This window comes from Idiomarina sp. ST20R2A10, from assembly GCF_051842345.1.
GTDB lineage: Bacteria > Pseudomonadota > Gammaproteobacteria > Enterobacterales > Alteromonadaceae > Idiomarina > Idiomarina loihiensis.
The window spans coordinates 57,347-83,449 of sequence record NZ_JBNIEY010000008.1; the positions used below are offsets into that span (position 1 = coordinate 57,347).

Genomic DNA, 26,103 nt, shown 5'->3' on the forward strand with positions numbered 1-26,103 from the left:
CCGTTAAATAACGATGAGTTCACCGGATAATGCACCGGCCTGCTTTAATGCTTCCAGCACGGCAATCATGTCGCCCGGGGCGGCACCAATTTGATTCACCGCTCGCACTAAATCATTCAATGTTGTACCCGGCTGGAATACAAACATGCGTGCATCTTCCTGATTTACGTCAATAATGCTCTGAGGAGTAATCGCTGTTTCGCCATCGGCGAATGGATTCGGCTGATCGACGTTCACATTCTCAGCAATGGTAACCTGCATGTTACCGTGAGCCACGGCTGCCGGTCTCAACTCGACGTTCTGACCCACGACAATGGTGCCGGTACGCGCGTTCACAATGATTTTCGCTGACGCAGATGCCTGCTGAACTTCCAGATTTTCAAGCGTCGACATATAGCTTACGCGTTGGCTTAAATCTCGGGGAGCTCGCACCCGAACCGAAGTCGCATCAACGGCCTGGGCTGTACCATCGCCAACTAAATTGTTAATGGTTTCAGCCATGCGCTTCGCGGTCGTGAAATCGGACTGATGCAAATTAAAGGTAAGATAATCGGAAGAGCCAAAGCCAGAGCGCACTTCACGCTCAACAACGCCACCATTAGGAATACGACCGACAGTCGGCGTATTAATAACTATACGAGAGCCGTCGTTACCTTCAGCCCCCAGGCCACCTACAATAAGACTGCCCTGCGCTACCGCATAAACTTCCCCATTGGCGCCTTTTAAAAAAGTCTGCATCAAAGTGCCGCCGGTCAGACCATCGGCGCTGCCGACAGAAGACACCGTCACATCAATTTTTTGTCCGGGTTTAGCAAAGGCCGGTAACTCCGCATGCACGGCAACTGCCGCGACATTATCAATTTTTGGACGTTCATTTGCCGGAATATTAATACCGAAGTTGCCCAGCATGGTACGGAAAGTCTGATCGGTGAAAGGCGTTTGTTCTCCGGTACCAGGCAGACCGACTACTAAACCATAACCAATTAGTTGGTTAGAACGAACTCCCTGAACCGAAGCAATGTCTTTTATACGCGAAGCCTGTACCGGTGCCGCAAGCATTGACAATAAACTTACCGCCAGCGCAAAAATTTTAAGCGTTCTCATACCTTACTCCTTAGAATGGCCATATCGGGCTGTTAAAGAAGCGAGTTAACCACCCCTGCTCCTGAACCTGAGCCAGACTACCGGTACCCGAGTATTCAATGCGCGCATTGGCGACACGGGTTGACGGGATTTGGTTTGCTGCTGTTATATCCTGGGGACGGATCATGCCGGTTAAACGAATGTACTCGTCACCCGTATTAATGCGCATCCACTTTTCACCACGAACAATTAAGTTACCGTTTGGCAGCACTTTTATAACTGTTACGGTAATTTCACCATTCAACTGATTACTTTGGTCTGAGCTGCCGTCACCACTGAATTCTCGAGTGCCATTAATACCGGCAGACAGCGGATTACCGCCGACGGTAATATTACGTCCAAACGCCGTGGGTGCAGCTAATTCAGCTGTACTCTCTTTTGATGTTTCCGTTGTAGCCGTTTTGCTGGCTGTCGTTTGTTCCCGCAAAGTGACCGTAATAATGTCACCTAACCGGCGAGCTTTAATATCGGAATACAAATTATCCGCGTAAGCATCCTGAAACAGAGAACCCGTTGGCACCACAGGCTGAGCACGCTCTTCCGGCAATACGGGTGCGTAATATGGGTCATCCGGCATGGGTTTATGCGGCGTTTGCACACAACCGGCTAAAACCAATGCGGTTAAAGAGAAAAGTAAAGAACGCATAAAGTCACCCGCTATTATTTAATGACGACAACAATTAAAGCTGCTGGTTAATGTAACTCAGCATCTGATCCACAGACGAAATCACTTTAGAATTCATCTCGTAGCCGCGCTGGCTCTCAATTAAGTTCACCAACTCTTCAGTCACATTCACATTCGAAGTTTCCAGCGCGCCCTGAATGGTGTTACCCATTCCGTCAACACCCGGAACCGCCTCTAAAGGAGCACCACTTACTGCGGTTTCTTTATAAAGGTTCTGTCCCATAGGTTGTAAACCGGCCGGGTTAATAAAGTTAACCAGGTTAATCTGACCAACCACTACGTTATCCGGGTTACCAGGCTGCGTAACAGTAACCTCACCTTCTTGTGAAATACTGACCGACATAGCGTCTTCCGGTATCTGAATAGCAGGCTCAATGGTATAACCATTACCCGAAGTCACAATTTCCCCTTCTTCATTTAAAGAAAATTGACCATTACGGGTATAGGAAATATTGCCATCCGGCATTAGCACCTGAAAGAAACCTTTTCCGTCAATCATCACATCAAGCGAATTGTCGGTGGTCTGCACGTTGCCCTGGGTATGAGACTTTTGCGTTGCAACAACTTTGGTACCGGCGCCCAGCATTAAACCATTAGGTAATTCGGTGTCCTGTGCAGACTGACCGCCCGGCTGGTTAATATTCTGGTACAGCAAGTCTTCAAACACTGCCCGACTCTTTTTAAAGCCAATAGTGCTGGAGTTCGCCAGGTTGTTGGAAATAACTGAAATATCGCGCTGCTGCGCGTCCAATCCGGTTTTACTTATCCATAATGCTGGGTTCATGGTCTTTCTCCTGGGCTAAACTTAGCTCATTCTCATCAGCGACTCAGAACGCTGAGCATTCTCGTCGGCCGTTTTCATTAATTTGACGTTCATTTCATACTGGCGCTGCAAGGCAATCATGTGCGTCATTTCTTCGACACTATTTACATTACTGCCTTCCAGAGCGCCAATTTGCAGTTTTACGTTGGCATCGGCGAAAGCTTGTTGGTCGTCTTTTAACTTAAACAGGCCATCGTTGCCTTTTTCCATATTACCGTTCGGCGGGTTTACTAATTTAATGCGGTCAATCACTTCCATCGCGTTCGCCGGAGCTCCCATCGGACGTATAGAGACATTCCCGTTCGCTCCAATAACCAGATTATCTATCGGCATAGGAACAAATATGGGGCCGTTATTGCCGAGCACTGTCTGCCCTGTTGAGTTTTTCAACAAGCCATCAGTGCCGACTTCAAGGCTACCATTGCGGGTATAACGTTCATTACCGCTGCCATCGTCGACTGCAATCCAGCCCTGATCTTTAATGGCAACATCCATGTTCCGGCCGGTTGTTTGTATTGCTCCACTGGCAAAATTTTGCCCGGGGCTTTCCGTCATAGAAAATACCCGAGTTGGCAAACCTTCACCAAAGGCCTGCATGGCCCGCGCCTGTTGCAAGTCGCCTTTAAACGCCGTGGTATTGGCGTTAGCTAAGTTGTTGGCACGAACAGCGACGGCGTTCATATTTTCCTTCGCGCCGCTCATTGCTACCCATAGCATCTTGTCCATAGCTGACCTCCAGCCAAAATTTTGTCATCTGCGGTTTATTATTAAGACAATGCAGATTTCGTGCCAAAAACAAAAAAGACGCCCGAAGGCGTCTTTTTAAGCTAATAACCGAGAAGTTATTATCGAATCTGAAGAATCGTCTGGTTAATGGTGTTGTTAACTTCTAACGAACGCGAGTTCGCCTGGAAGTTACGCTGGGCGGTAATCAAATCAACCAGTTCTTTGGTCAGATTAACGTTAGAGTTTTCCAGCGCTGAAGCTTCAATACCACCGAAAGTTCCGGTATTTGCTTCACCAGAAAGCGGCTCGCCAGAGTCAATACTTTCACGCCACTTGGTACCGCCAATTTGCGTTAAGCCCTGCTCATTGGCAAAGCGAACAATAGCAACCTGGCCTAAGTATTGAACATCACCATTTGAGTAGGTTGCCGCAATAAGACCTGACTTGTCGATATCAACGTTAGTCAGACGGCCTACGGTGCTACCGTCCTGATCCAAAGCAGTTACTTCAAAATCTGACGCAAACTGAGTCGGCGTTGTGGTTCCTGTTAAATCCTGAAAGTTAAACTGGATAGTTTGCGCATCAGCACCATTATTCAGGTACGGGTCGCCATCAACGTTGTTGCCTGACAAGTCGATTGAGCCTGGGTCAAAAGTATTCTGGCCTGCCGCGACATCCGGATCACCACTGCCTAAAAACTCTACTCGTAAACCGGCATAACCATTGACCGACGCATCCGGCGAGGCTGTTGCTGTGCCTGTAGGAGTCATGTCAATTTCGTCACCATCAAAAGTCGCGTAGACATCCCACTGGTTATTATCGCGCTTCACATAATAAGTAGACAACGTATGCGATTCACCTAATGAATCATAAACGGTAGCCGATGTAGAACTTTGGTAAGTACTTGGTGTTTCCGGATCAAACGGATTCGCTGCGCCATCAATTGGCGAACGACGCGCATCGACGTTAAATGCGGTAAATACATTATCAGTGCTTTGCGGCGCACCGGCGACATCAGGAATACGAATTGGCTGAGTGGTTGCCAAAGCAACTGAGGAGTTAGTGCCGCTATTACGGTCAACCTGATACCCTTGCAAATAGTTACCCTGGTTATCCACAATAAACTTATCGTCGTTCAGTTTGAACGCTCCTGAGCGCGTGTAAGTCATATCGCGAGAGCCTAAACCGTCTGTAGTGGCAAAAAAGCCGTTGCCTGAAATCGCCATATCCAGCGAGTTTTCCGTGAACTCTAATGTGCCCTGACTAAACTGCTGAGCCACTGATGACGTCAAAACACCGTCACCCACTTTCGTATTACCGGCGTTGAAAATACTGGTCGCATAAACGTCAGCGAATTCCGCACGCGACTGTTTAAAGCCGGACGTTTTTACGTTTGAAATATTATTAGCGGTTACATCTAGATCTTTCTGAGATGCGTTGATACCGCTGAGTGCAATTTTAAATGACATAAGTCACCTCTCTTGTTAGCTAATTTCAGTTACATCAGAAAGCTTGATGCCACCTAATCCTTTAAGATTCAAAACCACACCGCGGTCACCGCCGGTGCTGACACTTTGTACACGAGCGTGCATCTGTATAGGCAATTCTTCAGTTTTGCCACCAACTTGAGCATTCACCGAGAACGAATAATTACCAGCAGGCGCTTCGTCGCCGTTAGCCATTTTTCCATCCCACTCAAACTCTTTCGTGCCCTGGGGCATATCGCCAATCTCAATGGTCTTGACCGTAGCACCGGTTGAGTCCTTGATATTAATCTTCACGTTTTGTGCAGACTGGGGGGTTGCAATCATGCCTGTTACGCCGGCTCCGGTTTCCAGGTTAGCCTGGTCAGTCGGTACCAACACTTTACGCCCGACCATAGTTGACGCTTGCAACGCCTGATTTGACGTCATATCACTGGCGAACTGGTCAAAACGCTCTGAAAGCCCGGTTATTCCCTCTGCCATAGTAAAGTTGGTCATCTGAGCAATCATCTGGTCATTTTCGACCGGCTTAGACGGGTCCTGCATGCTAAGCTGCTCGGTTAACAGCCTGAAAAAATCTTCCTGCTCAAGCTTGCTCCGCTCATCTGGATCAGCATATCTGGCATCGTCTTCCTTCTTCCATTTCATATCATCTATATAGGAATTACTGCTTACGCCTTCCATTTGTTATCTCCTGCTTATCCTTGACCCAGACGTAATAAACGCTGTGTCATTGTTTTGGCAGTGTCCGCTACCTGCACGTTGGTCTGGTAGGAACGCGAAGCCGAAATCATATTGGCCATCTCTTCCATGGTGTTGACGTTGGGGCGGTAGATATAACCGCTTTCGTCCGCCATGGGATGGTTTGGTGCATATTCAATTTGCAGTGGGTCCTGGCTTTCCACTATTCCCATAACTTTAACACCCGCTTCCTGACCCGCCTGAGTCTGGTTCGTCAGGCTGTTGCCCTTGTAATTGCCGCTGGCATCGGCTAACGCGGTCGCAAAAACTGGGTTTCTGGCTCTGTAAGTTTCATCAATACTGCTGCTAATTGAGTTAGCGTTTGCCAGGTTACTGGCCGTTGTATTCAGCCGTACAGACTGCGCACTCATGGCAGAACCGGTCACATTAAAAATATTAAACAGACTCATGACTTATTATCTCCCTTGTCCGCCCAGGGCTTTCTTCACACCGCTGATGCGGCCGTCAAGAAAGTTCATGGTCATTTCATACTCCAATGCATTTTGGGCATACAAGTTTTGTTCCAACTGCACATCAACGGTGTTGCCGTCGCCGGTATCCGGTTGAGATGGAGTGCGGAACTTCTCGGTTCCCTGGGGTTTTACTTCAACGCTGAAATGCTGTTCGTGAGTACGCGCCATTTTGTGGTTTTCCATACCGCGTTGCGCTTGCTGCAACGCTTGCTGGAAGTCCAGGCCTTTGGCTTTATAGCCGGGGGTATCGGCATTGGCAATATTGTTGGCAATAAGCTCCGCCCGCTGAGTGCGTACACCCAGCGTGTGTTGCTGTATTCCCATAAGCTTGTCCATGGAAAGTGCCATATTTTTGTCTCCACAGTGTTCGATAGTGAAGACAATGCAGGAAGTGTGCCAATTTAAAGAGGGGTTATTACTTTTTCAGGCGGATATTTCCTGTAGGAAACTATTTTCTTCGGTAAATGATACCTGGCTGGCAGCGGATCATCTCAAAATCCTCAGTAAGTCCGGAAATAGACTCAGAAGCACCAAGGAAAAGATAACCGCCGGGGTTCAGCGATTGCCGGAATTGGGCAATAATTTTCCGCTTTACTTCAGGGGCAAAGTAAATAAGGACATTGCGGCAAAAAATAACATCAAATTTGCCCAGCAGAGAATAGCTGTCCAGCAAGTTCAAATGACGGAAATGAATAAACTGTTTAAGCTCGTCTTTTACTCTCATGGAGCCGGCTTTCGTTTCGGCGTCCGTAAAAAACTTCTTTCGCCGTTCAGCCGACAAACCACGCGCAAGTGCCAGGCTATCGTACTCGCCAATGGCACACTGCTCGAGTACCTTATTGGAAATATCGGTTGCTGTTACTTTTATGCCAGCTCTTAGCCCACCCGGGTTCTTCGCCTTATACTCTAAGTACGTCATGGCAATAGAATAAGGCTCCTGCCCCGAGGAACAGGCGGCAGACCAAATCTTTAAAGGCCCGGCGTGATTTTTATATTCAGGGAGAATACGGTCATTCAAAATTTCAAACGGGTAAGTGTCACGAAACCATAAGGTTTCGTTGGTTGTCATGGCATCAATAACAGCCGCCCGCAAAGCCCGTTCACTTAGCTTCATTGAACGTTTTACAAGCTCCGCCAGCGAATCGATATTAAACCGGCCCATTAAAGGGCCTAACCGACTCTTCACCAGATACAGTTTACTCTCACCCAACACGATACCGCATTGATGCTCAAGGAACTGACGAAATTCCTGATACTCCGATAAACTTAATTCGCGATTTATCACGTTATATAAACAACTTCCGTTTCAGTTTCATTCGTTTCGTAGCCTGACGTTTAACGTCAGGTTCAATATTCTTACCCGGCACCTAAGTTTGCTACGAGACCGTAGCCTGACGTTCACGTCAGGTCGAATATCGCACCTGATGCAATAGCATCAGGCTACGCAATAACTTCTGTATTAAGCCATTTTTGTACGGCGGTCGCCAGTTCATCGGGATGAAACTTAGCAATAAAGTCATCGGCGCCCACTTTCTTCACCATAGCCTGATTGAATACACCACTCAATGATGTATGCAAAATAACATGGATATCACGTAAATCTGGGTCAGCTTTTAACTCGGCGGTAAGCGTATAACCGTCCATAACCGGCATTTCTACATCGGAGACCAAAACGGGCACATGAGGATGCACTAAGCCCCCCACTTCCTTGGCTTTATCTTTTAAGTAATCTAAAGCTTCTTTACCGTTCTTTTTGACTTCGAGCGTAATACCCAAAGACTGCAATGCACGTTTTATCTGGTTGCGGGCAACCGAAGAGTCATCCGTAATCAAAATGGTTAAATCTTCTTTTGCAACATTGATAGGTGCATTCGCGACTTCTTCGCTGACATCCATATTAGCCGGCATAATATCAGCTAATATGCGTTCCACATCAATAATTTCAATTAATTCATCTTCCACTTTGGTCACCGCGGTAAGATACGCATCTCTTCCGGTACCTTTGGGCGGCGGCATCACATCTTCCCAGTTGATGTTAATGATGCGATCAACCCCTTCAACCAAAAAGCCCTGAATGGTTCGGTTGTACTCAGCAATAATGACGAAACGATTCTGAATATCGGTTAGCGCCCGACCACCGGTCGCCATACTCAAGTCAATAATGGATATAGCCTGACCACGGATATGCGCAACGCCACGAACCAGAGGGTTACGATTAGGCATTGCGGTAAGTTTAGGGCATGGCAATACTTCGCGTACTTTAAATACGTTGATGCCGAAGCGCTGCCTACCGTTTAGATGAAACATTAATAGTTCCAGTCGGTTTTGACCGACCATTTGTGTGCGTTGATTCACTGAATCGAGAATGCTAGCCATTGTTCACTCCTGTTATGTGGCAGGCTACTTCTACTTCGGCACGGTATTTGCTTGTATCTACATTAACCATACTGAAACCATCGAACTGCCGATCTTTTGACGTTATACCGTTTTTTTCGGCACTCGACCAGATAACCTTAACGGATAACATCAGGAATTTTTATGATAGTACGTAAATCGCTGCTGATCAGTTCGATTTTTTTTATAGCTTGTAGCTTTAATTCCGTTAACGCAGAAACCAGAGGCTCGGAAGACAGTCAGCGTTTTAATTACAAAGCGTTACAGGAGCTGGCTCATAATTATGTAGAACAGCGGGTTTCAGCGCCGGATAATGGTCGTGTGGAAGTGGTTGCCAATAACCTCGACCCACGCATGGCTCCCAAAATTTGCTCGCAGCCACCAAAAGTTGGCCTGGCCACTAACGCCAACCTCGACAGCTACACCACCATTGAAATTGAGTGTGTGGCCTCAGCCAACTGGCGAACTTATGTACCCGTACGCATCTACCGCTACAAAAATGTTGTTACCGCGGCCTCACCTATGGCTCCGGGGCAAATGATAAGCGAAAGTGATTTAGTTTTTTCCGAAGTCGACCTTAACCGGGTTCGCTCCAATGTATTTACTGACATGACGGCTTTGGTTGGAGCGCGTATTAAAAAGCGCGTTGCCGCAGGTCAGGCAATAAGTGCCAGCGAGACATGTCTTGTATGTGAGGGGCAAAGCGTTACAATAGTTGCGCAAGATAAAACTTTGCGAATTACTGCAGCCGGAAGAGCCCTGGCTGATGGTCTCAAAGGTGAATCGGTTGTTGTTGAGAACGCGCGTTCGAACAAATCAATACAAGCGGTTGTCACAGGACTAAATGAAGTGACTGTTAATTTATAAAATGCTTAACAAGAACCTGACGTGAACGTCAGGCTACGTGCTAAAATTTTTATTAAAGTATTTTTAAGTGTGGTCGATAAGTAACCGAGACATATTATCTAGCGAGGCTAAAAACCATGTCAATTAACATTAACAATGCCGGGCTGAAAAATGCCAACATTGATAGCAAATCCAGCAGTCGTCAAGTACAGAGCGATGCTCCGGCGAAGCCTGCTGCGGTTTCGCAAAAAGGTGGTGAGGCCGTTTCGTTAACCAGCGAAGCGCAGCAACTGAATGGCTTACAGGAAAAAGCAATGAACAGCAGCGGCATTGACCAGGCCAAAGTTGATAAAATTAAAGCCGACATTGAAAGCGGCTCATACAAAATTAACGTTGAACAGCTGGCCAATAAACTGGCTCAGTTTGAGTCTGACCTGTTCAGTAACGGCAGCAACGAATAATGACCGTGTTGGCGCCTGTTAACGAGATATTACAGGATATGGCAGACTCGCTGGAAAACCTTGCGTTGTTACAACAACGTGAGCTTAATGCCATTGTCGAGCGCCAACACGCTGATGTTAATGCTATTGCCGACGCCAAAGAAAAAACGCTTATCCATATTAGCGAACTCGACCAGCAATTGGCTCAACACCCTGACAACGAACAGTTAAAAGACGACGCGGACTTAGCTGAAGCGGTTGCTGCTATTAAGGCCACCCTCTCTGACGTTCAGCATCAAAGTCAGGTTAATGAACGCGTGGTGCAGTCAACGCTAAACAGTATTGAGCAGTTAAAACAGTCCATTTTACAGTCCGCACGAAAAGATACCCTTACCTACAATAGTAAAGGTAAAATCCGTTAAAGATTTTGCCAGTCCAGCCGTTATAACCATAAGTACTTTGTTCAATCAGAGGTCGTTATGGCTAAGCATTTACTCTCTTTAGCTCTACTTGCATCTGCGCTGTTATTAAGCGGCTGTAGTGCTTACAACAAAATTGTGTACGATCAAAAGCACGTTGAATGGGAAACCCAAACCCCAAGTGAATTTCCAGTGCTGAATGCGGTTGGCTACGCCCCTATTGAAACTCAGCAAGGCGAAAATGCACAGCTAAAAGACTTAAACGCCATGCGCGCCTCTAAGTTAGCCGCTTACCGCGAGCTTGCTGAACAAGTCTATGGCCAACGCATCGCCGGTAGTAGCTCGGTGGAAGACTGGGCCTTAAACCGCGACAGTTTTCAGGCCTCTGTAGACGGAGTGATTCGTGGTGCAGAAGTGGTTAAGACCTATACTGTTGGAGACTACTACGCGACTGAGTTGCGTCTTGATTTCGAAAAGGTTCACCGCCTGTATCAAAGCACCAACCGTCAGCAGAAAGTGAAACGCGTTGTCTATTATTAAGCGCCACTTTTATTGAGTTAAACATGGCAGGGTTTTTGCAGTTAATTCCGATAGTAAAGTAACGACTAAAAACTGACACTTGGGATGCATTAACACCATGAACTGGAAAACCCTGCTACTTATCATCTCTGTTTTCTTTATTGCTATGCCAAGCGAAGCGCGTTGGGTGGAAGCTCAGGGCACTGCCCGCATTATTAATGGTGACACCAATGCCGCACGCGAAAAAGCCATCGAAAACGCCCTTCAGCAGGCATTGTTAACCTCTGGTGGTAACATCTCCAGTATTCAGCAAGTGGTTGACGGCGTTTTACAAAACACCGAAACCCAGTGGAATAGCCAAGGCAATGTTGACCAGGTGACCATAGTTCGCGAAGAAGTTCGCGACGACCGCGTTATTGTTCTGCTTCGTGCGGACATCTGGAACCGCGAAGGCGACTGCACCCGCAGCAGCTACAAAAACTCCGTGACCGTTGTTCCTTTTGAACTACGCGACCGCGCCCATGGTACCTGGGGACAAATTTGGGAAATAGGCAAAGTAGCGGCCGAGCGTTTAGCCCGTGAATTAGGCGGTGTTGGCAGCCAGTTGCAGATTGCCCACACCCTGCACCGTCACGCCGGTTTAGACCGGGCTCTCAGCGGCCTGAACCTGGAAGAATTAGGTCGTATGTCCCGCAGCATTGGTTTAGCCAACGACAGTCAGTTTGTTATTTTCGGCATGTTCGACGACCTGGCCATGATGGATACTAAATCTAGCTGGTTTTGGTCCAGCGACCCCGATCGCCATTACGCATTAACACTTTACCTTCTCGATGCCACCACCGGGCAGCTAGTAACCCGTGCACGAGTTGAGAACACCCAACCCTGGACCTTTGATCGCACCACCAATGTGGATGTTGCTACTGCACAATTCTGGAATGAACCTTTTGGTGCAGCACTGGATAGCGGCCTGCGCGACTTAGCTTCCGGCGTAAAAGAACAGGTGGTTTGTAAGCCGGTGCGCGCCAGAATTATTGCCGTTGATGAAAACACCGTTCAATTCAACTTAGGTGAAAAGCACGGCGTACACACCGGCGATAAGCTAAAAATTGTGCAACCCAGCCATTTTACCGATGATCAGGGACGTTATCGTCAGAAGTGGCAGGTGAGTGAATTTGAAGTTGAGGTGTCCCAGGTGCAGCAGTCCACCGCCGTCGCTAAGTTGACGAAAGGGAACATGCTGCACAACGTTCAGGTGAACGACTGGGTGGTGCCGGTTAACTGAGGGTGAAACCCGCGACAGCTTCTGGCATAATTCGCGGCACGTCCCCGTAGCTCAGCAGGATAGAGCAGCCGCCTCCTAAGCGGCAGGTCGCAGGTTCGACTCCTGCCGGGGACGCCATGTCTATTAATTCCGGGTAAAGGGGATCTTCAATAACCCCCAAAGTTTAGTGGTGAGTTTTGCGTCGCGGTATTCTTGCAGACCAATATCTACATTGTCGGAACCGGCCTTTGGCTTTGCGGTGAAGCTGCGAAAGAGGTGATCCCACCAACTGACACTAAAGCCGTAGTTACTGTTGGTTTCTTCTTTTTCCGTACTGTGGTGGATGCGGTGCAGCTCCTGGGTGATGAGCACTTTGCGTACCAGTTTTTCCATAGGTTTTGGCAGAGCCACATTGCCGTGGTTAAACAAGGAGCAGGCGTTAAGAATAATCTCAAATACAATAACGGCTAGCGCAGGTGCGCCCAGAGCAAGAATGGCGGCTGCTTTTATGAAAAAACTCAGCACAATTTCGGCCGGGTGAAAGCGCAACCCGGTCGTGACGTCAAAGTCCGGGTCGGCATGGTGCACCCGGTGCATTCGCCATAAAAGAGGAATGCGGTGGAACAATCGGTGCTGCCAGTAAATAACGATATCCAGTACGACAATGCTGACTACCATAACCAACCAAAAGGGTATTTCCGTACCCGCCTTGCTTAAGTAATTAAGAAGCCCCCAGCCATTTTCTGATGCAACAAGCGCCACTCCGGTCAGGCCAACGGGCGCAATAATTCTCAGCAATACCGTATCGACGGCAACCAGGGTCAGGTTTGCCGGCCAGCGCTGTTTACGTCTATAGCGGGGCTTGCGCTTAGGCGAGGCAACTTCCCACAACACCATAATAAGCAATACGCCAAGAAAAATGCTTAAGCGCCAGGCAGTTTCAGACATCGGTGCCCTCCGGCTTTGCCCCTGGCTGTTTCAGTGTGCGGTAACCGGCAACAATGCGGGTTATTGCGGTAAGCCAGCAGGCAGCGGCGAATATATAGGCCAGTACCGGAAAGTGCTGTGGCCACAAGCAAAACGCCACAAAAGCTACAATGGTTTCAAAGCCTTCGGTTAGACCGCCCATATAATGCAGTGACTTATTCGGATATTCCGGGTTTTCAATACCACGCTTTCCGGCAACGCTGGCAAAGGCCAGAAAAGTAGAGCCAGTACCCATAAAAGTGACTAACAACAAGCCTGCGGCAATGGCGTTCTGTTCGGCCGACGCCAATAAAAAACCAAATACCACAGCACTGTAAAAAATGAAGTCCAGCACAATATCAAGAAAGCCACCGGCGTCGGTTAGTTGAGTGCGCCTTGCTACTGCCCCGTCCAGACCGTCGCACAGGCGGTTGAGTAGAATTGCCACTAACGCGAATTCATAAAGCTCAAAGGCTAAAAATGGCACAGCCAGCAAACCGATAATAAAACCTGTTATGGTGACCTGATCAGCACTGACACCAACACGGACGAGTAAGCGCGCAGGGAGGTCGAGAATTTTTCGGGTTGCCGGAAGTAGCTTAGGGTCAAACATTAGCGACGTCTCCTTTTACCTCAGTTCCTTGTATTTCAAGCACACGGCCACAGGCATCTGCGCTGTCATGAGTAACTAATAAGGTCGGCATTTGTTTGTCTTTGAGTTGTGCAAAAGTCCACTGTCTGACCTCTTCACGCAGGCTGGCGTCTAATGCCGAAAACGGTTCGTCCAGTAACATGGCCTGCGGCTCTGCTAATAACGAACAGATTAAAGCGATGCGAGCGTATTGCCCGCCGCTTAAGCTGTCAGGGTAAACCGTCCGTTTATCCGTTAGCCCCAGATTATTCAGCATGGCCAGAGCTTTGTCTTTTTGCTGCTGGTGGGTTAGTGCTGAACGAGGCTTTTGCGCAAAATAGCAGTTTTCTTCAACCGTTAGGTGTGGAAACAGGCCGCCTTTTTGAAACATCATGCCGAGTTGGCGCGCGGCAATTGAGCGCTCGCCGATATCTTCGCGGTTTAACCTTAACTCGCCCTGAATATGAAAGTTAGGCAAGGGCTCACCAAGAACCCAGCGCAGCAAGGTCGACTTACCTACGCCACTCGGGCCCATCAGCGTGACAATCTCACCTTTTTCAACCGTCAGCTCACTCAGGCTGAATAAAGGCTCAGTACCATTTTTTGTGCGCTTTTTTATTTCGAGGTTACGAATGTTCAGCATAACTTTTTGTCCTGATGAGTCCGACAATAATAAACACCACAAGTGGCAGTAGCATTTGTAGCAGCGCATAAAGGCTGCCAATACGCCAGTCGCCGCCGCTGGCAACGCTAACGGCTTCGGTGGTTAAAGTGGGCGTTAAGCCCTGCCCCAACCATTGAGTTGGCAGGTACTGAGCAATACTAACCGAAAAGGCGACCGCAAAAGCTACTGCTATGGGCTGCTTTAACATGGGTAACATAATTCGCCACCAGGCGGCCCGGTAGCTATAACCCAGACTTTGAGCCCGGGTTAGCCATTGCTCGTTAAAGCGGGTATAAGCCCCATGCAAAACCAGATAGGCGTAAGGCAGAGTATATACGGCATGAGACCAGAACACCCACCAGGCTTGCCAGCCACTACTCAGTTGTCCGCCAACTAGCCGTTGCCAACCAAGCACCAAAGGCACCTGCGGAATAAACAACGCTACAAGTACAGGCCAGTAAAACGAAGCGGCGGCTTTCTGTCGTTGCCGTTGTAGCAGAGCAATTGCGGCTAGCGTGCCAAATAACGTACTGAGCAGCGCCAGCCAAAAACTGTTTACTGCTGGCTCAGTCAAATAGTCCCATTCGGTTTGCCAGCGTTCGAGGGTCAGTTCTGCCGGCCATAAGTTTGGATAAAACCAATGTGTCGCTAAGCTTTGTATGGCTAAAACAACAATACCCCCCAACGACAGTACCCCCAGAAAAATCCAGGTATAACGGCTGGCTTTATGTGTGTTGGGTTTTACGGGTTGGGTTACTTTTTTACCGAGCACGAAGCGGCGATAGAAAGCATAATGCCGGGCATTTATTAATAGCAGTACTAAAGCTATAGCCAGTAAAACCCATGCACCGGTTATTGCCTTAATCTGACTACCGGCAGAGAACTGAAAGCTCCATTCATACACACGCTGCGCCAGCACGCCCGGCGTGTTACTGCCCACTAACAGCGGAATATCAACAACGGACAATGAGTAAATAATAACAGCCGCCATTGGTAGCGTTAAACGTCGCAATAACTCCGGCGTAACAATGCGCCACCAGGCTTGTCGTTCGCTGTAACCATAGCTTTGCGCCTGCGCCACCCACGAATTAACAGGCAGCTGTTTTAATTGGGCCGATATCATTAGTAGTAAAAATGGCAGCTCTTTTAAAATTAGAACCACCATAACGGTTAGTAGCGACTTTTCCGGTAATGGCCAGCCTGCCGATGGTGCCGGGAACATGCCGCTGACGCTTTCCACTAAACGTATCAGCCAGCCGGACGGGCTCATTAACAACATAAGGCCAACTGCAAAAGCCACATGCGGAATGGATAAAAGTGGTGACAGGAGCTGCAGCAGGCGAGCGTTTTTTAATAATACAGGCGCCATCCATAACGCCAGATAACAGGCAATTAATGGTGCGGCTACGGCGAGTATAAGGCTTGAAGCTATTGAATCGTAATCTGCCAGCAGCTCAGTTAAAGCTACTAAGTTGACGCCGGTTTCAGGGTCAAAAGACGTAACCAGCAGAAAAAGCACACCACTGCCAACCGGCAGAATAATGAGCAATAACCAGACAACTATTGATAACGTGCGGACCATTCCCGCTCCAGATACTCCTGCCAACTGGCATGAAAGTCGTCGGTGGGTTCCAGCAGCGAAGAGCCTTGCGCACTTTTAAGAACGGAAGGATCACCCCAGCGATTGATATCGGCTTTTCGTTGCTGTGCTTTTTCAGACAATAAAAATTCGATAACCTCTTTCGCAGCTTCGGAGTTATTGGAACTGCTCGGCACCGCCAAATAATGATTATTGGTTATGGCTTTGTCTGACAACGTATGATGCTTAACGCCCGCAGGCAACCGCCCCTGATTCACCAGGGTTTTATAATCATTGGGATTAAAGCTGACCGCCATCAGTAACTGCCCATTTGCCAGGTATGAAATCTGCTCACCAGCCGAGGAAGGGAAATTTTTGCCCTGCTGCCATAACAGCGGGTGCAGTTTGTCTAAATAGCGCCATAAAGGCACGGTTAGTTCTTGTGCATTAACGCTATCCACCGGTTGCTGAAACACACTGCGCTGCTGCGGATGCATAGACAACAGCAACGACTTTAATAAGGTAGTGCCATGAAAGTCCGGTGGTTTAGGGTAACTAATGCGGCCTTTATTTTTCCGGGCGGCGTTAAATAGGCTTTCTGCAGTCACGGTTTTCTGGGAGAAAAGCCCGGGTCGGCTAATAAGGTTAAATTGCCCAACGCCCCAGGGCACTTCCAGCCCATCCACCGATTCACCGAAATCGGTTTGCCAGTTAAGGTCCTGGTTAATGTTGTTCATTGCCTTAATTTCATCGGCAATGGAACGCAGAGCACCAGCCTCTTTCAGTGCATGGAAGTTTTCACCGTTTATCCAGATAATATCCGCATTGGAATGACCGTCTATAATTTGCTTAACCACCTCGGAGGCATCCGCCACTTTATTATGGCGAAACTGAATGCCCTGCCCTTGCAGTTCCTTTTGCGCCCAGCGTAAGTAACTGTTTACTTCCGGCGAACCACCCCAGGCATAAAAGTTAACCACCTCCGCCTTTAACGGTACGGCGGCAAAAAGTGTCACGAGCAATAAACTGATGGCAGCAGTAAAGCGCATTTTAACTCCGGCGCCAGCGATGAAATTTCTCAACCCATGTTAGCAGCTTCTGCGGCGCATTGGCGCGCTTCCACTCGCCGGCCACGTATTTATTCGCCTCTGCCAGGGTCGGATAGCTGTGTATGGTGCCCAGTATTTTATTCAGGCCAATGCCGTGTTTCATCGCCAGCACATATTCCGCCAGCAACTCACCGGCCTGCGGACCAACAATATTCACACCCAGCAATTCGTCTTTACCCGGTTTGGTCAGCACTTTCACCCTCCCATAGGCGCTGTCATCGGCAATGGCACGATCCAGTTCACCAATGTCGTACTCGGTTACTTCGTACGGTTTATCGGCTTTTTTCGCCTGCTGCTCGGTTAAACCCACATTTGCTACCTGCGGCGAGGTATAAGTGACCCAGGGAATAACAGAGTAGTCCGCCCGGAAGGTTTTGAAAGGATCAAACAAGGCATTCACCGAGGCATACCAGGCCTGATGCGAGGCCACATGAGTCAACTGATAAGGCCCGGCAACATCACCACAGGCGTAAATGTTCGGAAAGTTGGTTTGCAAAAACTCATTGGTACTGACTGTTTTATTGGTTCGCACGCCAAGCTCTTCCAGACCAAAGCCCGATATATTGGGTTGCCGCCCCAGCGCAATTAACACCTTGTCGAAGGGTATCTCAACTTCTTTGCTTTGGTCGACATTCTGGTTATCAACACTTTCGTTATCAACCGTCTGCTCAGCAATAAGCACGGACTCGCCATTGTATTGTTCAAAACGCAACGCTTTGTGGCTTAGCTTAATATCAATGCCTTCTGCCGTTAAACGCCGAGTTAGCAGCTCCACTGTGTCGGCGTCTTCCGGCCCCATAAGCCGCTCGGTCATTTCCACCTGAGTAACCTGTGAACCTAAACGCTGAAACGCCTGCGATAACTCACAACCAATAGGTCCGCCCCCCAGAACTAACAAGCGCTTGGGCAATTCTTCCAATTCCCAGAGCGTGTCTGAGGTTAAATAGTCGACCTTATACAGCCCTTCAAAGTTGGGTACTAAGGGCTTAGCGCCAGTCGCGATAATAATACTGCGAGTGGTTATGCGTTTGGTTTCACTCTTACCTTCGACATCGCTGGTCACTTCAACTTCCCAGGGTGAAACAATGCGCGCATCGCCTTGCTCTACATTCACACCCAATTTGGTGTAACGTTCAACCGAGTCGTGCGGTTCTATCTCTTTTATAACCGACTTCACCTGCTGCATAACCTGTTTGAAATCAACCGACACTTTGCCAACATGAACACCCGCACTTGAGGCGTTACGCGCATTATGAGCAAGTTCGGCCACATGAAGTAAAGCTTTTGAAGGCACGCACCCGGTGTTAAGGCAGTCGCCGCCCATTTTGTGCTTTTCAATTAAGGTAACCTTTGCTTTTACTGTGGCCGCTATGTAAGCACTGACTAACCCCGCTGAACCGGCGCCAATAACCACCAGATTATTGTCAAAAGACTTAGGCTTTTTATAGCCTTTAAAGGCTTTACGGCGTTTCACAAAGGCCAGTACCGCTTTGGCAATTAACGGGAATATGCCCAATAGTACGAAAGCACCAATTAAATCCGCTGAGACCACATCACCTAAGCTGGATATCTGTGCTAACTGGGTTCCTGCGTTAACGTATACAGCGGTGCCCAGCAGCATGCCCACCTGGCTTACCCAATAAAAGGTCCTGGCTTTTATTTTAGTGAGGCCCATAACCAGGTTAATAACAAAGAACGGGAACAGCGGAACCAGCCGCAGGCTGAGTAAGTAAAACGCGCCATCTCGCTTCATTCCTCTGTTGATAGCGGTTAGCCGCTCACCGAATTTTTCCTGCACCCAGTCGTGCAGAATAAAGCGGGCACTTAAAAAAGCGAGGAATGCGCCAAATGAGCTGGCAAAACTGGCCAGTAAAAGACCCCACCCCAGACCAAATATGGCACCAGAACCCAGAGTTAGAATAGTTGCGCCGGGTAGCGATAACGCTGTGGCCGCAACATAAACAACAAAATAAACTGCAAATACTTGAAAGGGGTAATCAACAAAAAGCTGATTAAGCTGCTGTTGCTTTTCTTTTAGTACATCCAGTGACAGGTACTGCGTTAGGTCGAATGCAAACACACTGATAAACAGCACAATAATAACTAACAGCAACAACAGCTTTTTCAATGACATAAAGATTAATCCAGTCGTTTCTGAGCGCTAATATACACTCTGTTTTTATCACGTTTGCCTACAGCTACAACCGTAACCACAAGCTCGGAATCTCTTACTTGATAAACCAATCTATAACCCAGTTTTCGCAATTTCACTTTGTAACAGTTATCCATTCCCTTTAAGCGAGACGCCGGGACATGAGGTGATTCAAGCCTTTGCTTGAGCCTGGCTTTAAATTGCGCCTGAACATCCTTGTTCAACTTTTTCCATTCTTTATAAGCTGAACGTTTAAACGTCAGCTTATAAATCATCGATGTTCACCTCGACTTCATCTTCATGCTGGCGTTTTTTAACTAGCTCCAGTAAATCCCTGTCTTCCAGCTCTTCCATCAACGCTTCATAGGTTGCTGCCGGAATGCAATAAAATGCGGGCTGATTCCGGTTCAATACAGCCACCGGCTCACCGTGACTCTCTTCAACAACCGCCATTGGATTCTTTTTCAACTCACTAATGCTAGTTGAGTTGCGTGCATAAATGGGTCTAACTGATTTCACATGACCTCCAAAAAGACTTTTAACAGGTCTTATTATAGGTCATTTAATCTGCTTTTCCAGTTTTAAAACTTGTAATCAACACTCAAACGCGCGTGTCTTGGCTGCGACGGAAAGGCCAGGGTTGCACCAAAGTAACCGCCTTCAAATACCGGTGACCAGTTATCCTGATCGGTAACATTGAACACATCAATACGGGCGCTTAACTGTTCGTTAAAGCGGTAACGCGCGTTTAGGTTCAGTGTATGCTGGTCACGTATAAATACTGTTTGCAGATAATCTAGCGGGTAGTGCTTGGTATAACTTAAATCACCACCGACCGACCATTCAGGGGTTATCTGCCAACCAGCAACCGCTGACGCCTGTACTTCGGGAATGCCCTGTAATTGTTGGTTTGACGCAGGAAATGCAGTGAAATTAGGCGAGCCAACACCAGTACCTTCTATTATATCGGGGCGTGAATCATCAAACGCATCGGCCACCTGACCTGTACCCTGCGACGCTGTAGAGTTGTCATAGTGCGCATCAATATAGCTAGCTGCAAGAGTTATCCAGTAACCGGTTTCGTGCGTTCCTGTGGCTGAAGAGAAATGCCACTGAGTTTCAAAGCCCTCAGTACGAATTCCGCTGTTAGAGCCATCACGGTTGCGTAAGCTTCGCTTTTGGTCAAAGACCACGGCGTCCGCGTACCAGCGGGCATCACTTGGCGCGTATTTCACACCCAGTTCATAAAGCGAATTCTCTGTGGCAAAGTTTTGCGAATCAATTTCACCGGCGGCATTTAATACCGTACCACCCGCCATAGCGTTAGATGTAGAATCGCTTTCATAGGCAGTTGCGTAGAATGTCAGATCCGGCGTCCAGTTATACTGAGTTGAGAAACTTACCGCGGTTAGCCAGTCACTGTAGGTATCGCTTGCAGCTTGAACACCCTGTGGTGGAATGGGATCTTTCGCGTCCACGTCGTAATAATCGGCTCTGACGCCACCGATAACGCGCCATTTGTCCGTAATATCCAGTTCATGCTGTGCAAAAATGCCCCATTGGTAGCTTTTTGAGTCGGTGGTATCTGACGTAATAAAATCGCCCGCGCCATCGCCGTCAATATCGTACTGGCTACCCGGTGATACCCAGAGAGCCGGACGCAGCTCAATTAAACGCGCCTTTTGTTCATTGGTTAACGGAATACGCCGATTGCTGAGCGGGCCCGTCAAGTCAATAGGGTTATCCGCTTCGGTTGAAAACTGGCTGTAACCCAGTACATCGTTAATTCGTAAGTTAACGCCTACTACCGTTTTCTTGTTTATGTGCAGCTCGGTGCGGTTTTCAAAGGTGTGAGCGCCATCAATAATTTCAACAAAGCTATTTTGGTTAATGCCTTCGCGGGTTAAATACTGATAATACGTGCGGTTAACCAACACCATGTCATCGTTCAGCCAATGCTGAAGTTTTGCGTGCAACAAAGTGGTTTCAGCGGTATTGGTGTCAAGCGGGTCAGTTAACGTGGTACTGCGGTCAATTCGAACCTCTCCGGTTGGGCTGACAACAGCCCCAGCTCCGGGAACCCTCGAGCCATTCGGCTGAACACCCTGCCCGGAAATGTACAAATTATGATCTATAAGGTTTTGCGTCGGCCGGTTAATGCCTGCGTTGTCGGTCCAGTCAACATCGTAATACTCTAAGGATATATCCAACAGCGTGTCGTCGTTAGGCGCAAACTTATACGCCAGCAAAAGGTCATTACTGCTATGCTGGTGAAAGTCGTAAAAACTGTCTTCATCCACATATTCGGCGCTTACTCGCAGGCCTTGCTCGCCCTCTTTTAACACCCAATTATGGTCTAGCTGTAACCGGTACTGCTCCCACTCGCCAAGTTGGGCTTTCAAGGTTGAGTCCGACTCAGTCAGACGAGCGGTTTTGGGCTGCAAATTGACAAACCCACCCACACGTTGCGTAGTACCCAGCATGACCGGCGGCGCGCCTTTAACAACGGCGATACCCTCAATAGCATTAAATGACATGGGAATACCAAGCCCATTGTTACCGGCCTGACGGCGCATGCCCGCTTCAAATAACTCGCCCAGTTGGCCGCGAATGGTCGGCAGCGATGGATTACCAAAACCTGCCGCAGCAAAACTGTTAGGCGCAAAGCGCGCAATATCGTGTAAGTCATTAATGGCAGCTTCTTCCATTAACGACTCACTAATAGCCGTGGCAGCACGGGGGATTTCCTGCAGGCTCTCCGCTAAGCCGAACAAACCTTCGGTTGTTTCTTCCGATGGCAGCACGACACTTCCGTCATCGCGACCAATAACCTCAATAACTTCCATTGGTTTTTCTTGTGCCACCGCCGTTAACGGCAAGAACCCTAGCCACCACCACTTTTTCATTTTTGTATTCCCTTATTTTTTATTGACTGTGGTTATACGCAGTTTTTGTATTTTTCGATTACGCAGAATCGCTTCAAGATTGATGATCTGTTTTTAAATTAATGCCCTACAATCAAAGAGTAGAAAACATAGTAATCCGAAGACAGGAACATGTAATGCGAGCGATACTCTTTATTTTAGGCTTAGTTTTTCAGATGCCAGCAGCTGCGCAGTCATTTGACCCGTCTCATACCGCTTTTACTGATGTTCTGAATGATCATGTTAAGGTGTACGATGACGGTTTAAAGTCTGCGGTTAATTATCGCGATTTGGCTAAAAACCGTCAGCCTCTGGACAAGTATCTCGCATCGCTGTCTGCAGTTGAGCCCGGACAGTATGAAAGCTGGACGCATGAGCAGCAACTGGCTTTTTTAATCAATGCATACAACGGTTTTACCCTGCAGCTTATTATCGACAATATCGATAAATTTGAGTCCGGCGAGGCTGATTCTATTCGCGATTTAGGCGGGGTATTTTCCAGCCCATGGGAGAAGTCGTTTTTTACGCTACTAGGTGAAAAACGTACTTTGGATTGGGTTGAGCACGAAAAAATTCGGGGCGACTTTGACGAGCCCCGCATACATGCCGCTTTAGTCTGCTGACAGGAGCTCAAAGTTCACCTGTGACTGAGAGCAAACACTATATTCTACCTTTGTATTTTACTCAGTATATTACAAAGCTTTTATAATTCAGTAATGGCCTGATTAAAAATGTTTTTTAGGAGAGTAAGATCCAGATTAACCCCCGCTATATTAGCCTCAATCCATTCCTGTCGAGAGATAAGGGGCCAAGTCACGTCATATCCCAATGCAAACAACATTTCTTCAAAAAAGAATCTCTGTACGCGACCATTTCCTTCTCTAAAGGGGTGCAAGAGATTTATCTCACAAAATAAATCCGCAATTTGCTCGATAAATAATTCGTGGCTTTGGGAATTTTCTAATTGAGAAATATTTTTGAATAGCTTTTTAGCCTCAGGTTCTATGCGCGTACAAGTGCAAAATAGTGTTTCACCTTTGGATATATCAACATCTCTAACTTCACCCGCCCATTCGTATACATCCTGAAATAAATGGTGGTGGAGCGTTTTTAAGTGTTCAAACGTGAACTGTTGAATAGTCGCTTGAGGGGATTGATAGAGCCGGTAACGCTCTGCAGTAAACTCAATTTCGGCTTCGGCCAGTTTATCCGCATTCCGGATATCCAGCAGATTAATGAGAACATCCGTTCCAGGGTAGCAGTACTTATCTTGTGCTACCCCGTATTTATCGCGCATACTTGCGTTTTAGTGCCGCAATAGACTGATTTTCGCCTATATTTTTCAACGTTAGCCCTTCGTACATTAGGCTGGTTCTAAAGTTTTCCATTTTGGGGATGAACTTTGCTTTCTTTTTTTCTGCCGTAGCCGTAGAAGAAATTGTATTAGTCATAATGCCTCCTATATAAGCCAAATTATACCGTAAAAGCGGTTATATGTCATGGCGCCGTTTGACCAAATAATCCACATAAAACACGGTTAAAGCATTCAAACTTCACAGCTAATATTATGAATTGCCGGAAATATAACGACACCACAAACCTGACGCTTTAAATTTCAAATCCATGATGCTGGCCGTCTGGTAGCTCAATATCCAAACGCACTTTACCGCCGCCAGCTTCAATATAACGCTTTAGACTTGAGAGCTTTACGTCACGGCCCGACTTTTCCATCTTAGCTATAGTGGGCTGTTTAACGCCCAGCGCTTTAGCCATATCATTTTGCGTTTTTTTCATAAGCATACGAACTTCAGCTAAATGGATATCAAGCAGCATAGCCTCTGCTTTAGCTTCTGCATTGGCTATAATATCCTTATTTTCTGTTTCAAGTATTTGCTCTAATGTTCTCGCCATTTCAATTACCTCTCACTTAAACCTCCATGTTTATAGCTTTAAAGGTATATAGCATTTAGGCTATCGTCAAGTTTCTACGTTATTCTTCTCTAATGTAAGAGTTGATAATAAAATTATCGTTGACCCAAACCCAATGTAGTGACGTAATAGCAGGCAACATTACTTTAAGGGTGTCTTTATGAAAGCGTTACACGGTTTATTTATTCTTCTGGGTTTATTATCTGTCGTGCTGCTTGCTATATCAGGGCCTTTATACAAAAGCGGAACGGCTGAGTTAGGCACAGCATTCTTATTGCTACGCTGGGCCGCTTATATTGGTGCGGCAACCTTCGTGCTTAACATTATCTGGTATTTCATTCGCCGCCCGCAAGGGCTGGTTGCCGGCCTTAGTGGTTTAGCTATTATTGCTGGTGGGTTTGCCTTTTACATGCCCTTCAGCCAGTACCTGAAAGCGCAAAACGTTCCTGCCATTCACGACATAACGACTGACACACAAAACCCGCCTGAGTTTGTGGCTATTGCGCCGCTGCGTGCAGATGCCCCCAATCCGGTTGAATATGCTGGAGAAGAAACAGCGAAACAACAGCGTCAGGCTTATCCTGAGTTAAGAACTTACGAGTCACTGGAATCACCGAATGAACTTTTCTCGGCTGCTTTATTAGCCGTAGATAAAATGGGCTGGGAATTAGTGGAAAGCTCAGAAACAGAAGGCAGAATTGAAGCTACGGCAACCACTACCTGGTTTGGTTTTAAAGACGACGTAGTGATAAGAGTTCGCAGTACAGTAGATGGTAGCCGGTTAGATATTCGCAGTAAGTCACGTGTGGGCCGCAGCGATGTGGGCAAAAATGCTGAGCGCATTCGTGAGTTTATGTCTTTATTGAAACCCGAATTACGTTAGTAAAAGTTACGTTAGAAAGTATTACATTGGAAAGTATTGGGCCTGACACAAAGCGTCAGGCCCTTTCTATTTATGGAGCCTTGCGAAGTACCGGTTGCCCATAGTTTTCGTCCAGCTGTCTAACCGCCGACTCCGGAATAAATACCTGAGCCACACTGGCTACTTCTTTGGTATTGATATTCACTAGTCGGGCGTTAGCCATAACGCCATCCCGGTGATGAGACAAAGTACCGACCAATACATGAGTAATTGGCATAATCTCATCGAGTTCCAGATAGTCACGAGTTAACGCAAAGTCACCTTTTGGAGTCACCCGGATAAAGTCAGTCGCTTTAAAGTCGAGAACGCTTAGTTCACGACTGTGCAGTTCCTGCACCAATTGCTCTGACAGCACCATACTTAACGGCGAGCTTTGATCATATTGACCAGTTACCCCAACTAAATTGGTTATACCCACCTTTGCACTATTTAACCGAATGCTGGCATTCTCGACCAATTGCTTGGCAAGTTCGGCGCTATACCTGGCACTGTATGGCTGAGTATAAATTTCCTCTGCTGCCGCTTTCTCTTCGTCGCTTACTTCAGTCTGCGCCACTTCCTGCTTAGTCGGCGACATGGTGCAGGCTCCCAGAAACAACGCAGTAAAACTTACAAAAATGGATAACTTCATGGCTGTGCCTCTTTTTAATGACGTTGTAAACGACCGTTAACTAGCTCAGTTTGTTTATTTGGCCAATACAAATGCTTAGGAACATAACGATTAGCCGCAGCCAAAACTTCCTGATTACGACGGTCGACAATACGCAAATTAACCATAGTCCCCGCGTCTTTTCGAGACAGAGTTCCCACCAGAATCCAATCAATTTCAGGGTGTTGTTCAAGCTCATCTACGTCACGGGAAAGCAGCGTTGCCCCCTTCTCTCCAACAGAGATGTAAGATTGGGCACGAAACTCAACCAGGCTTAAGTTGCGCTCTTTAAGATGCGCATAGATGCTCTCACTCAACTGATGGCTGAGTTCGTTTAACGAGTCACCCGCTTGCGGCTGCTTTAGCGTTTCCGCTAATACCCAGCGAGTTACGCCAATGTTAGACCCATAGTGAGACTTGTTGTCTTGCGAGAGCTGACTCGCGAGCTGCTCCGCTAAGTCGTCGCCGATAGCTTCGTGGGGGTTGTTAGCATGCGCTGTTGCCGAGCCTGAGAACAGCAAAAACGGTAGTAAGAAACAAATAATGAGCACCCGATAAAACATAGCCTGACCTTTAATGATAGAGCTTATGTGTTGTTATCGGCTGGTTTTGGGGAAGGTTTAG

General features: G+C 47.5%; 31 protein-coding genes and 1 tRNA gene. 8 read left to right on the forward strand and 24 right to left on the reverse strand.

All coding sequences use genetic code 11. The annotated features are described in order from the left end of the window. Positions 1-3: 3 nt before the first annotated feature. The 10 genes from ACP7H9_RS11295 to ACP7H9_RS11340 all read right to left on the reverse strand — a co-directional run bounded on the left by ACP7H9_RS11295 (position 4) and on the right by ACP7H9_RS11340 (position 8,451). Positions 4-1,104: a flagellar basal body P-ring protein FlgI gene (locus ACP7H9_RS11295; RefSeq protein WP_011234391.1), complete on the reverse strand. Its 1,101-nt coding sequence runs from the start codon at positions 1,102-1,104 to the stop codon at positions 4-6. Positions 1,105-1,114: 10 nt separating this feature from the next. After that, positions 1,115-1,789, reverse strand: coding sequence for a flagellar basal body L-ring protein FlgH (gene flgH / locus ACP7H9_RS11300; protein ID WP_011234392.1), 675 nt, complete (start codon positions 1,787-1,789; stop codon positions 1,115-1,117). Between the two features lie 34 nt (positions 1,790-1,823). Then, a complete protein-coding gene (gene flgG / locus ACP7H9_RS11305) occupies positions 1,824-2,612 on the reverse strand; it encodes a flagellar basal-body rod protein FlgG (protein ID WP_011234393.1) in 789 nt (262 codons plus the stop codon). A gap of 21 nt (positions 2,613-2,633) precedes the next feature. Continuing rightward, positions 2,634-3,377 (reverse strand): flagellar basal body rod protein FlgF, encoded by a 744-nt coding sequence (locus ACP7H9_RS11310; RefSeq protein WP_011234394.1) that lies wholly within the window; start codon positions 3,375-3,377, stop codon positions 2,634-2,636. A gap of 119 nt (positions 3,378-3,496) precedes the next feature. After that, positions 3,497-4,846: a flagellar hook protein FlgE gene (gene flgE, locus ACP7H9_RS11315; RefSeq protein WP_011234395.1), complete on the reverse strand. Its 1,350-nt coding sequence runs from the start codon at positions 4,844-4,846 to the stop codon at positions 3,497-3,499. 15 nt (positions 4,847-4,861) lie between these two features. Next, positions 4,862-5,545, reverse strand: coding sequence for a flagellar hook assembly protein FlgD (flgD, locus tag ACP7H9_RS11320; RefSeq protein ID WP_011234396.1), 684 nt, complete (start codon positions 5,543-5,545; stop codon positions 4,862-4,864). Between the two features lie 14 nt (positions 5,546-5,559). Beyond that, complete coding sequence (gene flgC, locus ACP7H9_RS11325; RefSeq protein WP_011234397.1) at positions 5,560-6,012, reverse strand: flagellar basal body rod protein FlgC; 453 nt, start codon at positions 6,010-6,012, stop codon at positions 5,560-5,562. A 6-nt stretch (positions 6,013-6,018) separates the two neighbouring features. Continuing rightward, positions 6,019-6,423, reverse strand: coding sequence for a flagellar basal body rod protein FlgB (gene flgB / locus ACP7H9_RS11330; RefSeq protein WP_011234398.1), 405 nt, complete (start codon positions 6,421-6,423; stop codon positions 6,019-6,021). Positions 6,424-6,523: 100 nt separating this feature from the next. Continuing rightward, positions 6,524-7,360, reverse strand: coding sequence for a CheR family methyltransferase (locus ACP7H9_RS11335; protein WP_011234399.1), 837 nt, complete (start codon positions 7,358-7,360; stop codon positions 6,524-6,526). Between the two features lie 155 nt (positions 7,361-7,515). Continuing rightward, positions 7,516-8,451 carry a chemotaxis protein CheV gene (locus ACP7H9_RS11340; RefSeq protein WP_114981614.1) on the reverse strand — a complete coding sequence of 312 codons (936 nt, stop codon included), beginning with the start codon at positions 8,449-8,451 and terminating at the stop codon, positions 7,516-7,518. A 162-nt stretch (positions 8,452-8,613) separates the two neighbouring features. On the opposite strand from ACP7H9_RS11340, the gene flgA reads away from it, so the two are divergent. The 6 genes from flgA to ACP7H9_RS11370 all read left to right on the forward strand — a co-directional run bounded on the left by flgA (position 8,614) and on the right by ACP7H9_RS11370 (position 12,092). Continuing rightward, positions 8,614-9,336, forward strand: coding sequence for a flagellar basal body P-ring formation chaperone FlgA (gene flgA / locus ACP7H9_RS11345; RefSeq protein WP_034819608.1), 723 nt, complete (start codon positions 8,614-8,616; stop codon positions 9,334-9,336). Positions 9,337-9,452: 116 nt separating this feature from the next. Continuing rightward, positions 9,453-9,776: a flagellar biosynthesis anti-sigma factor FlgM gene (gene flgM, locus ACP7H9_RS11350; RefSeq protein ID WP_110012777.1), complete on the forward strand. Its 324-nt coding sequence runs from the start codon at positions 9,453-9,455 to the stop codon at positions 9,774-9,776. Continuing rightward, entirely contained in the window at positions 9,776-10,177 is a 402-nt protein-coding gene (gene flgN / locus ACP7H9_RS11355) for a flagellar export chaperone FlgN (RefSeq protein WP_034819602.1), read from the forward strand. Before flgM ends, flgN begins: the two co-directional genes overlap by 1 nt. Before the next feature lie 57 nt (positions 10,178-10,234). After that, positions 10,235-10,714, forward strand: coding sequence for an LPP20 family lipoprotein (locus ACP7H9_RS11360; RefSeq protein WP_011234404.1), 480 nt, complete (start codon positions 10,235-10,237; stop codon positions 10,712-10,714). Between the two features lie 97 nt (positions 10,715-10,811). After that, positions 10,812-11,975 carry a flagellar assembly protein FlgT gene (locus ACP7H9_RS11365; RefSeq protein ID WP_011234405.1) on the forward strand — a complete coding sequence of 388 codons (1,164 nt, stop codon included), beginning with the start codon at positions 10,812-10,814 and terminating at the stop codon, positions 11,973-11,975. 40 nt (positions 11,976-12,015) lie between these two features. After that, positions 12,016-12,092 (forward strand) — tRNA-Arg (locus ACP7H9_RS11370). A gap of 6 nt (positions 12,093-12,098) precedes the next feature. Here the strand turns inward: ACP7H9_RS11370 and ACP7H9_RS11375 are convergent. From ACP7H9_RS11375 to ACP7H9_RS11415, 9 genes are all read right to left on the reverse strand, one after another. Next, positions 12,099-12,902 carry a sterol desaturase family protein gene (locus ACP7H9_RS11375; RefSeq protein WP_114981615.1) on the reverse strand — a complete coding sequence of 268 codons (804 nt, stop codon included), beginning with the start codon at positions 12,900-12,902 and terminating at the stop codon, positions 12,099-12,101. Continuing rightward, entirely contained in the window at positions 12,895-13,533 is a 639-nt protein-coding gene (locus ACP7H9_RS11380) for a CDP-alcohol phosphatidyltransferase family protein (RefSeq protein WP_114981616.1), read from the reverse strand. Before ACP7H9_RS11380 ends, ACP7H9_RS11375 begins: the two co-directional genes overlap by 8 nt. After that, on the reverse strand, positions 13,526-14,194 hold the full coding sequence (locus ACP7H9_RS11385) for an ATP-binding cassette domain-containing protein (protein ID WP_114981617.1): 669 nt from the start codon (positions 14,192-14,194) through the stop codon (positions 13,526-13,528). The genes ACP7H9_RS11380 and ACP7H9_RS11385 overlap by 8 nt, the downstream gene beginning before the upstream one ends. After that, positions 14,178-15,797 carry an ABC transporter permease subunit gene (locus tag ACP7H9_RS11390; RefSeq protein ID WP_114981618.1) on the reverse strand — a complete coding sequence of 540 codons (1,620 nt, stop codon included), beginning with the start codon at positions 15,795-15,797 and terminating at the stop codon, positions 14,178-14,180. The genes ACP7H9_RS11385 and ACP7H9_RS11390 overlap by 17 nt, the downstream gene beginning before the upstream one ends. Beyond that, positions 15,776-16,843 carry an ABC transporter substrate-binding protein gene (locus ACP7H9_RS11395; protein WP_114981619.1) on the reverse strand — a complete coding sequence of 356 codons (1,068 nt, stop codon included), beginning with the start codon at positions 16,841-16,843 and terminating at the stop codon, positions 15,776-15,778. Before ACP7H9_RS11395 ends, ACP7H9_RS11390 begins: the two co-directional genes overlap by 22 nt. Before the next feature lies 1 nt (position 16,844). Continuing rightward, on the reverse strand, positions 16,845-19,037 hold the full coding sequence (locus tag ACP7H9_RS11400) for an FAD-dependent oxidoreductase (protein WP_439222775.1): 2,193 nt from the start codon (positions 19,035-19,037) through the stop codon (positions 16,845-16,847). 5 nt (positions 19,038-19,042) lie between these two features. Continuing rightward, complete coding sequence (locus tag ACP7H9_RS11405) at positions 19,043-19,330, reverse strand: type II toxin-antitoxin system RelE family toxin (protein ID WP_439222776.1); 288 nt, start codon at positions 19,328-19,330, stop codon at positions 19,043-19,045. After that, positions 19,320-19,574 (reverse strand): type II toxin-antitoxin system Phd/YefM family antitoxin, encoded by a 255-nt coding sequence (locus ACP7H9_RS11410; protein ID WP_082815442.1) that lies wholly within the window; start codon positions 19,572-19,574, stop codon positions 19,320-19,322. Before ACP7H9_RS11410 ends, ACP7H9_RS11405 begins: the two co-directional genes overlap by 11 nt. Before the next feature lie 62 nt (positions 19,575-19,636). After that, a complete protein-coding gene (locus ACP7H9_RS11415) occupies positions 19,637-21,961 on the reverse strand; it encodes a TonB-dependent receptor (RefSeq protein ID WP_439222777.1) in 2,325 nt (774 codons plus the stop codon). 155 nt (positions 21,962-22,116) lie between these two features. Between ACP7H9_RS11415 and ACP7H9_RS11420 the strand changes: the two genes are divergently transcribed. Then, positions 22,117-22,602 (forward strand): DUF547 domain-containing protein, encoded by a 486-nt coding sequence (locus tag ACP7H9_RS11420; protein ID WP_439222778.1) that lies wholly within the window; start codon positions 22,117-22,119, stop codon positions 22,600-22,602. A gap of 80 nt (positions 22,603-22,682) precedes the next feature. On the opposite strand, the gene ACP7H9_RS11425 is transcribed toward ACP7H9_RS11420, so the two are convergent. From ACP7H9_RS11425 to ACP7H9_RS11435, 3 genes are all read right to left on the reverse strand, one after another. Next, complete coding sequence (locus tag ACP7H9_RS11425; RefSeq protein ID WP_439222779.1) at positions 22,683-23,276, reverse strand: Fic/DOC family protein; 594 nt, start codon at positions 23,274-23,276, stop codon at positions 22,683-22,685. Then, a complete protein-coding gene (locus ACP7H9_RS11430) occupies positions 23,266-23,430 on the reverse strand; it encodes a hypothetical protein (protein WP_166635812.1) in 165 nt (54 codons plus the stop codon). Before ACP7H9_RS11430 ends, ACP7H9_RS11425 begins: the two co-directional genes overlap by 11 nt. A gap of 157 nt (positions 23,431-23,587) precedes the next feature. After that, positions 23,588-23,890 carry a helix-turn-helix domain-containing protein gene (locus tag ACP7H9_RS11435; protein WP_110012788.1) on the reverse strand — a complete coding sequence of 101 codons (303 nt, stop codon included), beginning with the start codon at positions 23,888-23,890 and terminating at the stop codon, positions 23,588-23,590. A 178-nt stretch (positions 23,891-24,068) separates the two neighbouring features. Between ACP7H9_RS11435 and ACP7H9_RS11440 the strand changes: the two genes are divergently transcribed. Beyond that, positions 24,069-24,791, forward strand: coding sequence for a DUF1499 domain-containing protein (locus tag ACP7H9_RS11440; protein ID WP_286822711.1), 723 nt, complete (start codon positions 24,069-24,071; stop codon positions 24,789-24,791). A gap of 70 nt (positions 24,792-24,861) precedes the next feature. Here ACP7H9_RS11440 and ACP7H9_RS11445 read toward each other — a convergent pair whose 3' ends face one another. Then, positions 24,862-25,461 carry a FlgO family outer membrane protein gene (locus ACP7H9_RS11445; RefSeq protein WP_439222780.1) on the reverse strand — a complete coding sequence of 200 codons (600 nt, stop codon included), beginning with the start codon at positions 25,459-25,461 and terminating at the stop codon, positions 24,862-24,864. Positions 25,462-25,475: 14 nt separating this feature from the next. Continuing rightward, positions 25,476-26,042, reverse strand: a complete 567-nt coding sequence (locus ACP7H9_RS11450) for a FlgO family outer membrane protein (protein ID WP_439222781.1) — start codon at positions 26,040-26,042, stop codon at positions 25,476-25,478. Positions 26,043-26,103: the final 61 nt, after the last annotated feature.

What these genes read in the sequence shown, in the direction of transcription:
- ACP7H9_RS11295 (WP_011234391.1), bottom strand. Translation starts at nt 1,104, where the DNA reads ATGAGAACGCTTAAAATTTTTGCGCTGGCGGTAAGTTTATTGTCAATG.
- flgH (WP_011234392.1), bottom strand. Translation starts at nt 1,789, where the DNA reads ATGCGTTCTTTACTTTTCTCTTTAACCGCATTGGTTTTAGCCGGTTGT.
- flgG (WP_011234393.1), bottom strand. Translation starts at nt 2,612, where the DNA reads ATGAACCCAGCATTATGGATAAGTAAAACCGGATTGGACGCGCAGCAG.
- ACP7H9_RS11310 (WP_011234394.1), bottom strand. Translation starts at nt 3,377, where the DNA reads ATGGACAAGATGCTATGGGTAGCAATGAGCGGCGCGAAGGAAAATATG.
- flgE (WP_011234395.1), bottom strand. Translation starts at nt 4,846, where the DNA reads ATGTCATTTAAAATTGCACTCAGCGGTATCAACGCATCTCAGAAAGAT.
- flgD (WP_011234396.1), bottom strand. Translation starts at nt 5,545, where the DNA reads ATGGAAGGCGTAAGCAGTAATTCCTATATAGATGATATGAAATGGAAG.
- flgC (WP_011234397.1), bottom strand. Translation starts at nt 6,012, where the DNA reads ATGAGTCTGTTTAATATTTTTAATGTGACCGGTTCTGCCATGAGTGCG.
- flgB (WP_011234398.1), bottom strand. Translation starts at nt 6,423, where the DNA reads ATGGCACTTTCCATGGACAAGCTTATGGGAATACAGCAACACACGCTG.
- ACP7H9_RS11340 (WP_114981614.1), bottom strand. Translation starts at nt 8,451, where the DNA reads ATGGCTAGCATTCTCGATTCAGTGAATCAACGCACACAAATGGTCGGT.
- flgA (WP_034819608.1), top strand. Translation starts at nt 8,614, where the DNA reads ATGATAGTACGTAAATCGCTGCTGATCAGTTCGATTTTTTTTATAGCT.
- flgM (WP_110012777.1), top strand. Translation starts at nt 9,453, where the DNA reads ATGTCAATTAACATTAACAATGCCGGGCTGAAAAATGCCAACATTGAT.
- flgN (WP_034819602.1), top strand. Translation starts at nt 9,776, where the DNA reads ATGACCGTGTTGGCGCCTGTTAACGAGATATTACAGGATATGGCAGAC.
- ACP7H9_RS11360 (WP_011234404.1), top strand. Translation starts at nt 10,235, where the DNA reads ATGGCTAAGCATTTACTCTCTTTAGCTCTACTTGCATCTGCGCTGTTA.
- ACP7H9_RS11365 (WP_011234405.1), top strand. Translation starts at nt 10,812, where the DNA reads ATGAACTGGAAAACCCTGCTACTTATCATCTCTGTTTTCTTTATTGCT.
- ACP7H9_RS11375 (WP_114981615.1), bottom strand. Translation starts at nt 12,902, where the DNA reads ATGTCTGAAACTGCCTGGCGCTTAAGCATTTTTCTTGGCGTATTGCTT.
- ACP7H9_RS11380 (WP_114981616.1), bottom strand. Translation starts at nt 13,533, where the DNA reads ATGTTTGACCCTAAGCTACTTCCGGCAACCCGAAAAATTCTCGACCTC.
- ACP7H9_RS11385 (WP_114981617.1), bottom strand. Translation starts at nt 14,194, where the DNA reads ATGCTGAACATTCGTAACCTCGAAATAAAAAAGCGCACAAAAAATGGT.
- ACP7H9_RS11390 (WP_114981618.1), bottom strand. Translation starts at nt 15,797, where the DNA reads ATGGTCCGCACGTTATCAATAGTTGTCTGGTTATTGCTCATTATTCTG.
- ACP7H9_RS11395 (WP_114981619.1), bottom strand. Translation starts at nt 16,843, where the DNA reads ATGCGCTTTACTGCTGCCATCAGTTTATTGCTCGTGACACTTTTTGCC.
- ACP7H9_RS11400 (WP_439222775.1), bottom strand. Translation starts at nt 19,037, where the DNA reads ATGTCATTGAAAAAGCTGTTGTTGCTGTTAGTTATTATTGTGCTGTTT.
- ACP7H9_RS11405 (WP_439222776.1), bottom strand. Translation starts at nt 19,330, where the DNA reads ATGATTTATAAGCTGACGTTTAAACGTTCAGCTTATAAAGAATGGAAA.
- ACP7H9_RS11415 (WP_439222777.1), bottom strand. Translation starts at nt 21,961, where the DNA reads ATGAAAAAGTGGTGGTGGCTAGGGTTCTTGCCGTTAACGGCGGTGGCA.
- ACP7H9_RS11420 (WP_439222778.1), top strand. Translation starts at nt 22,117, where the DNA reads ATGCGAGCGATACTCTTTATTTTAGGCTTAGTTTTTCAGATGCCAGCA.
- ACP7H9_RS11425 (WP_439222779.1), bottom strand. Translation starts at nt 23,276, where the DNA reads ATGCGCGATAAATACGGGGTAGCACAAGATAAGTACTGCTACCCTGGA.
- ACP7H9_RS11430 (WP_166635812.1), bottom strand. Translation starts at nt 23,430, where the DNA reads ATGACTAATACAATTTCTTCTACGGCTACGGCAGAAAAAAAGAAAGCA.
- ACP7H9_RS11435 (WP_110012788.1), bottom strand. Translation starts at nt 23,890, where the DNA reads ATGGCGAGAACATTAGAGCAAATACTTGAAACAGAAAATAAGGATATT.
- ACP7H9_RS11440 (WP_286822711.1), top strand. Translation starts at nt 24,069, where the DNA reads ATGAAAGCGTTACACGGTTTATTTATTCTTCTGGGTTTATTATCTGTC.
- ACP7H9_RS11445 (WP_439222780.1), bottom strand. Translation starts at nt 25,461, where the DNA reads ATGAAGTTATCCATTTTTGTAAGTTTTACTGCGTTGTTTCTGGGAGCC.
- ACP7H9_RS11450 (WP_439222781.1), bottom strand. Translation starts at nt 26,042, where the DNA reads ATGTTTTATCGGGTGCTCATTATTTGTTTCTTACTACCGTTTTTGCTG.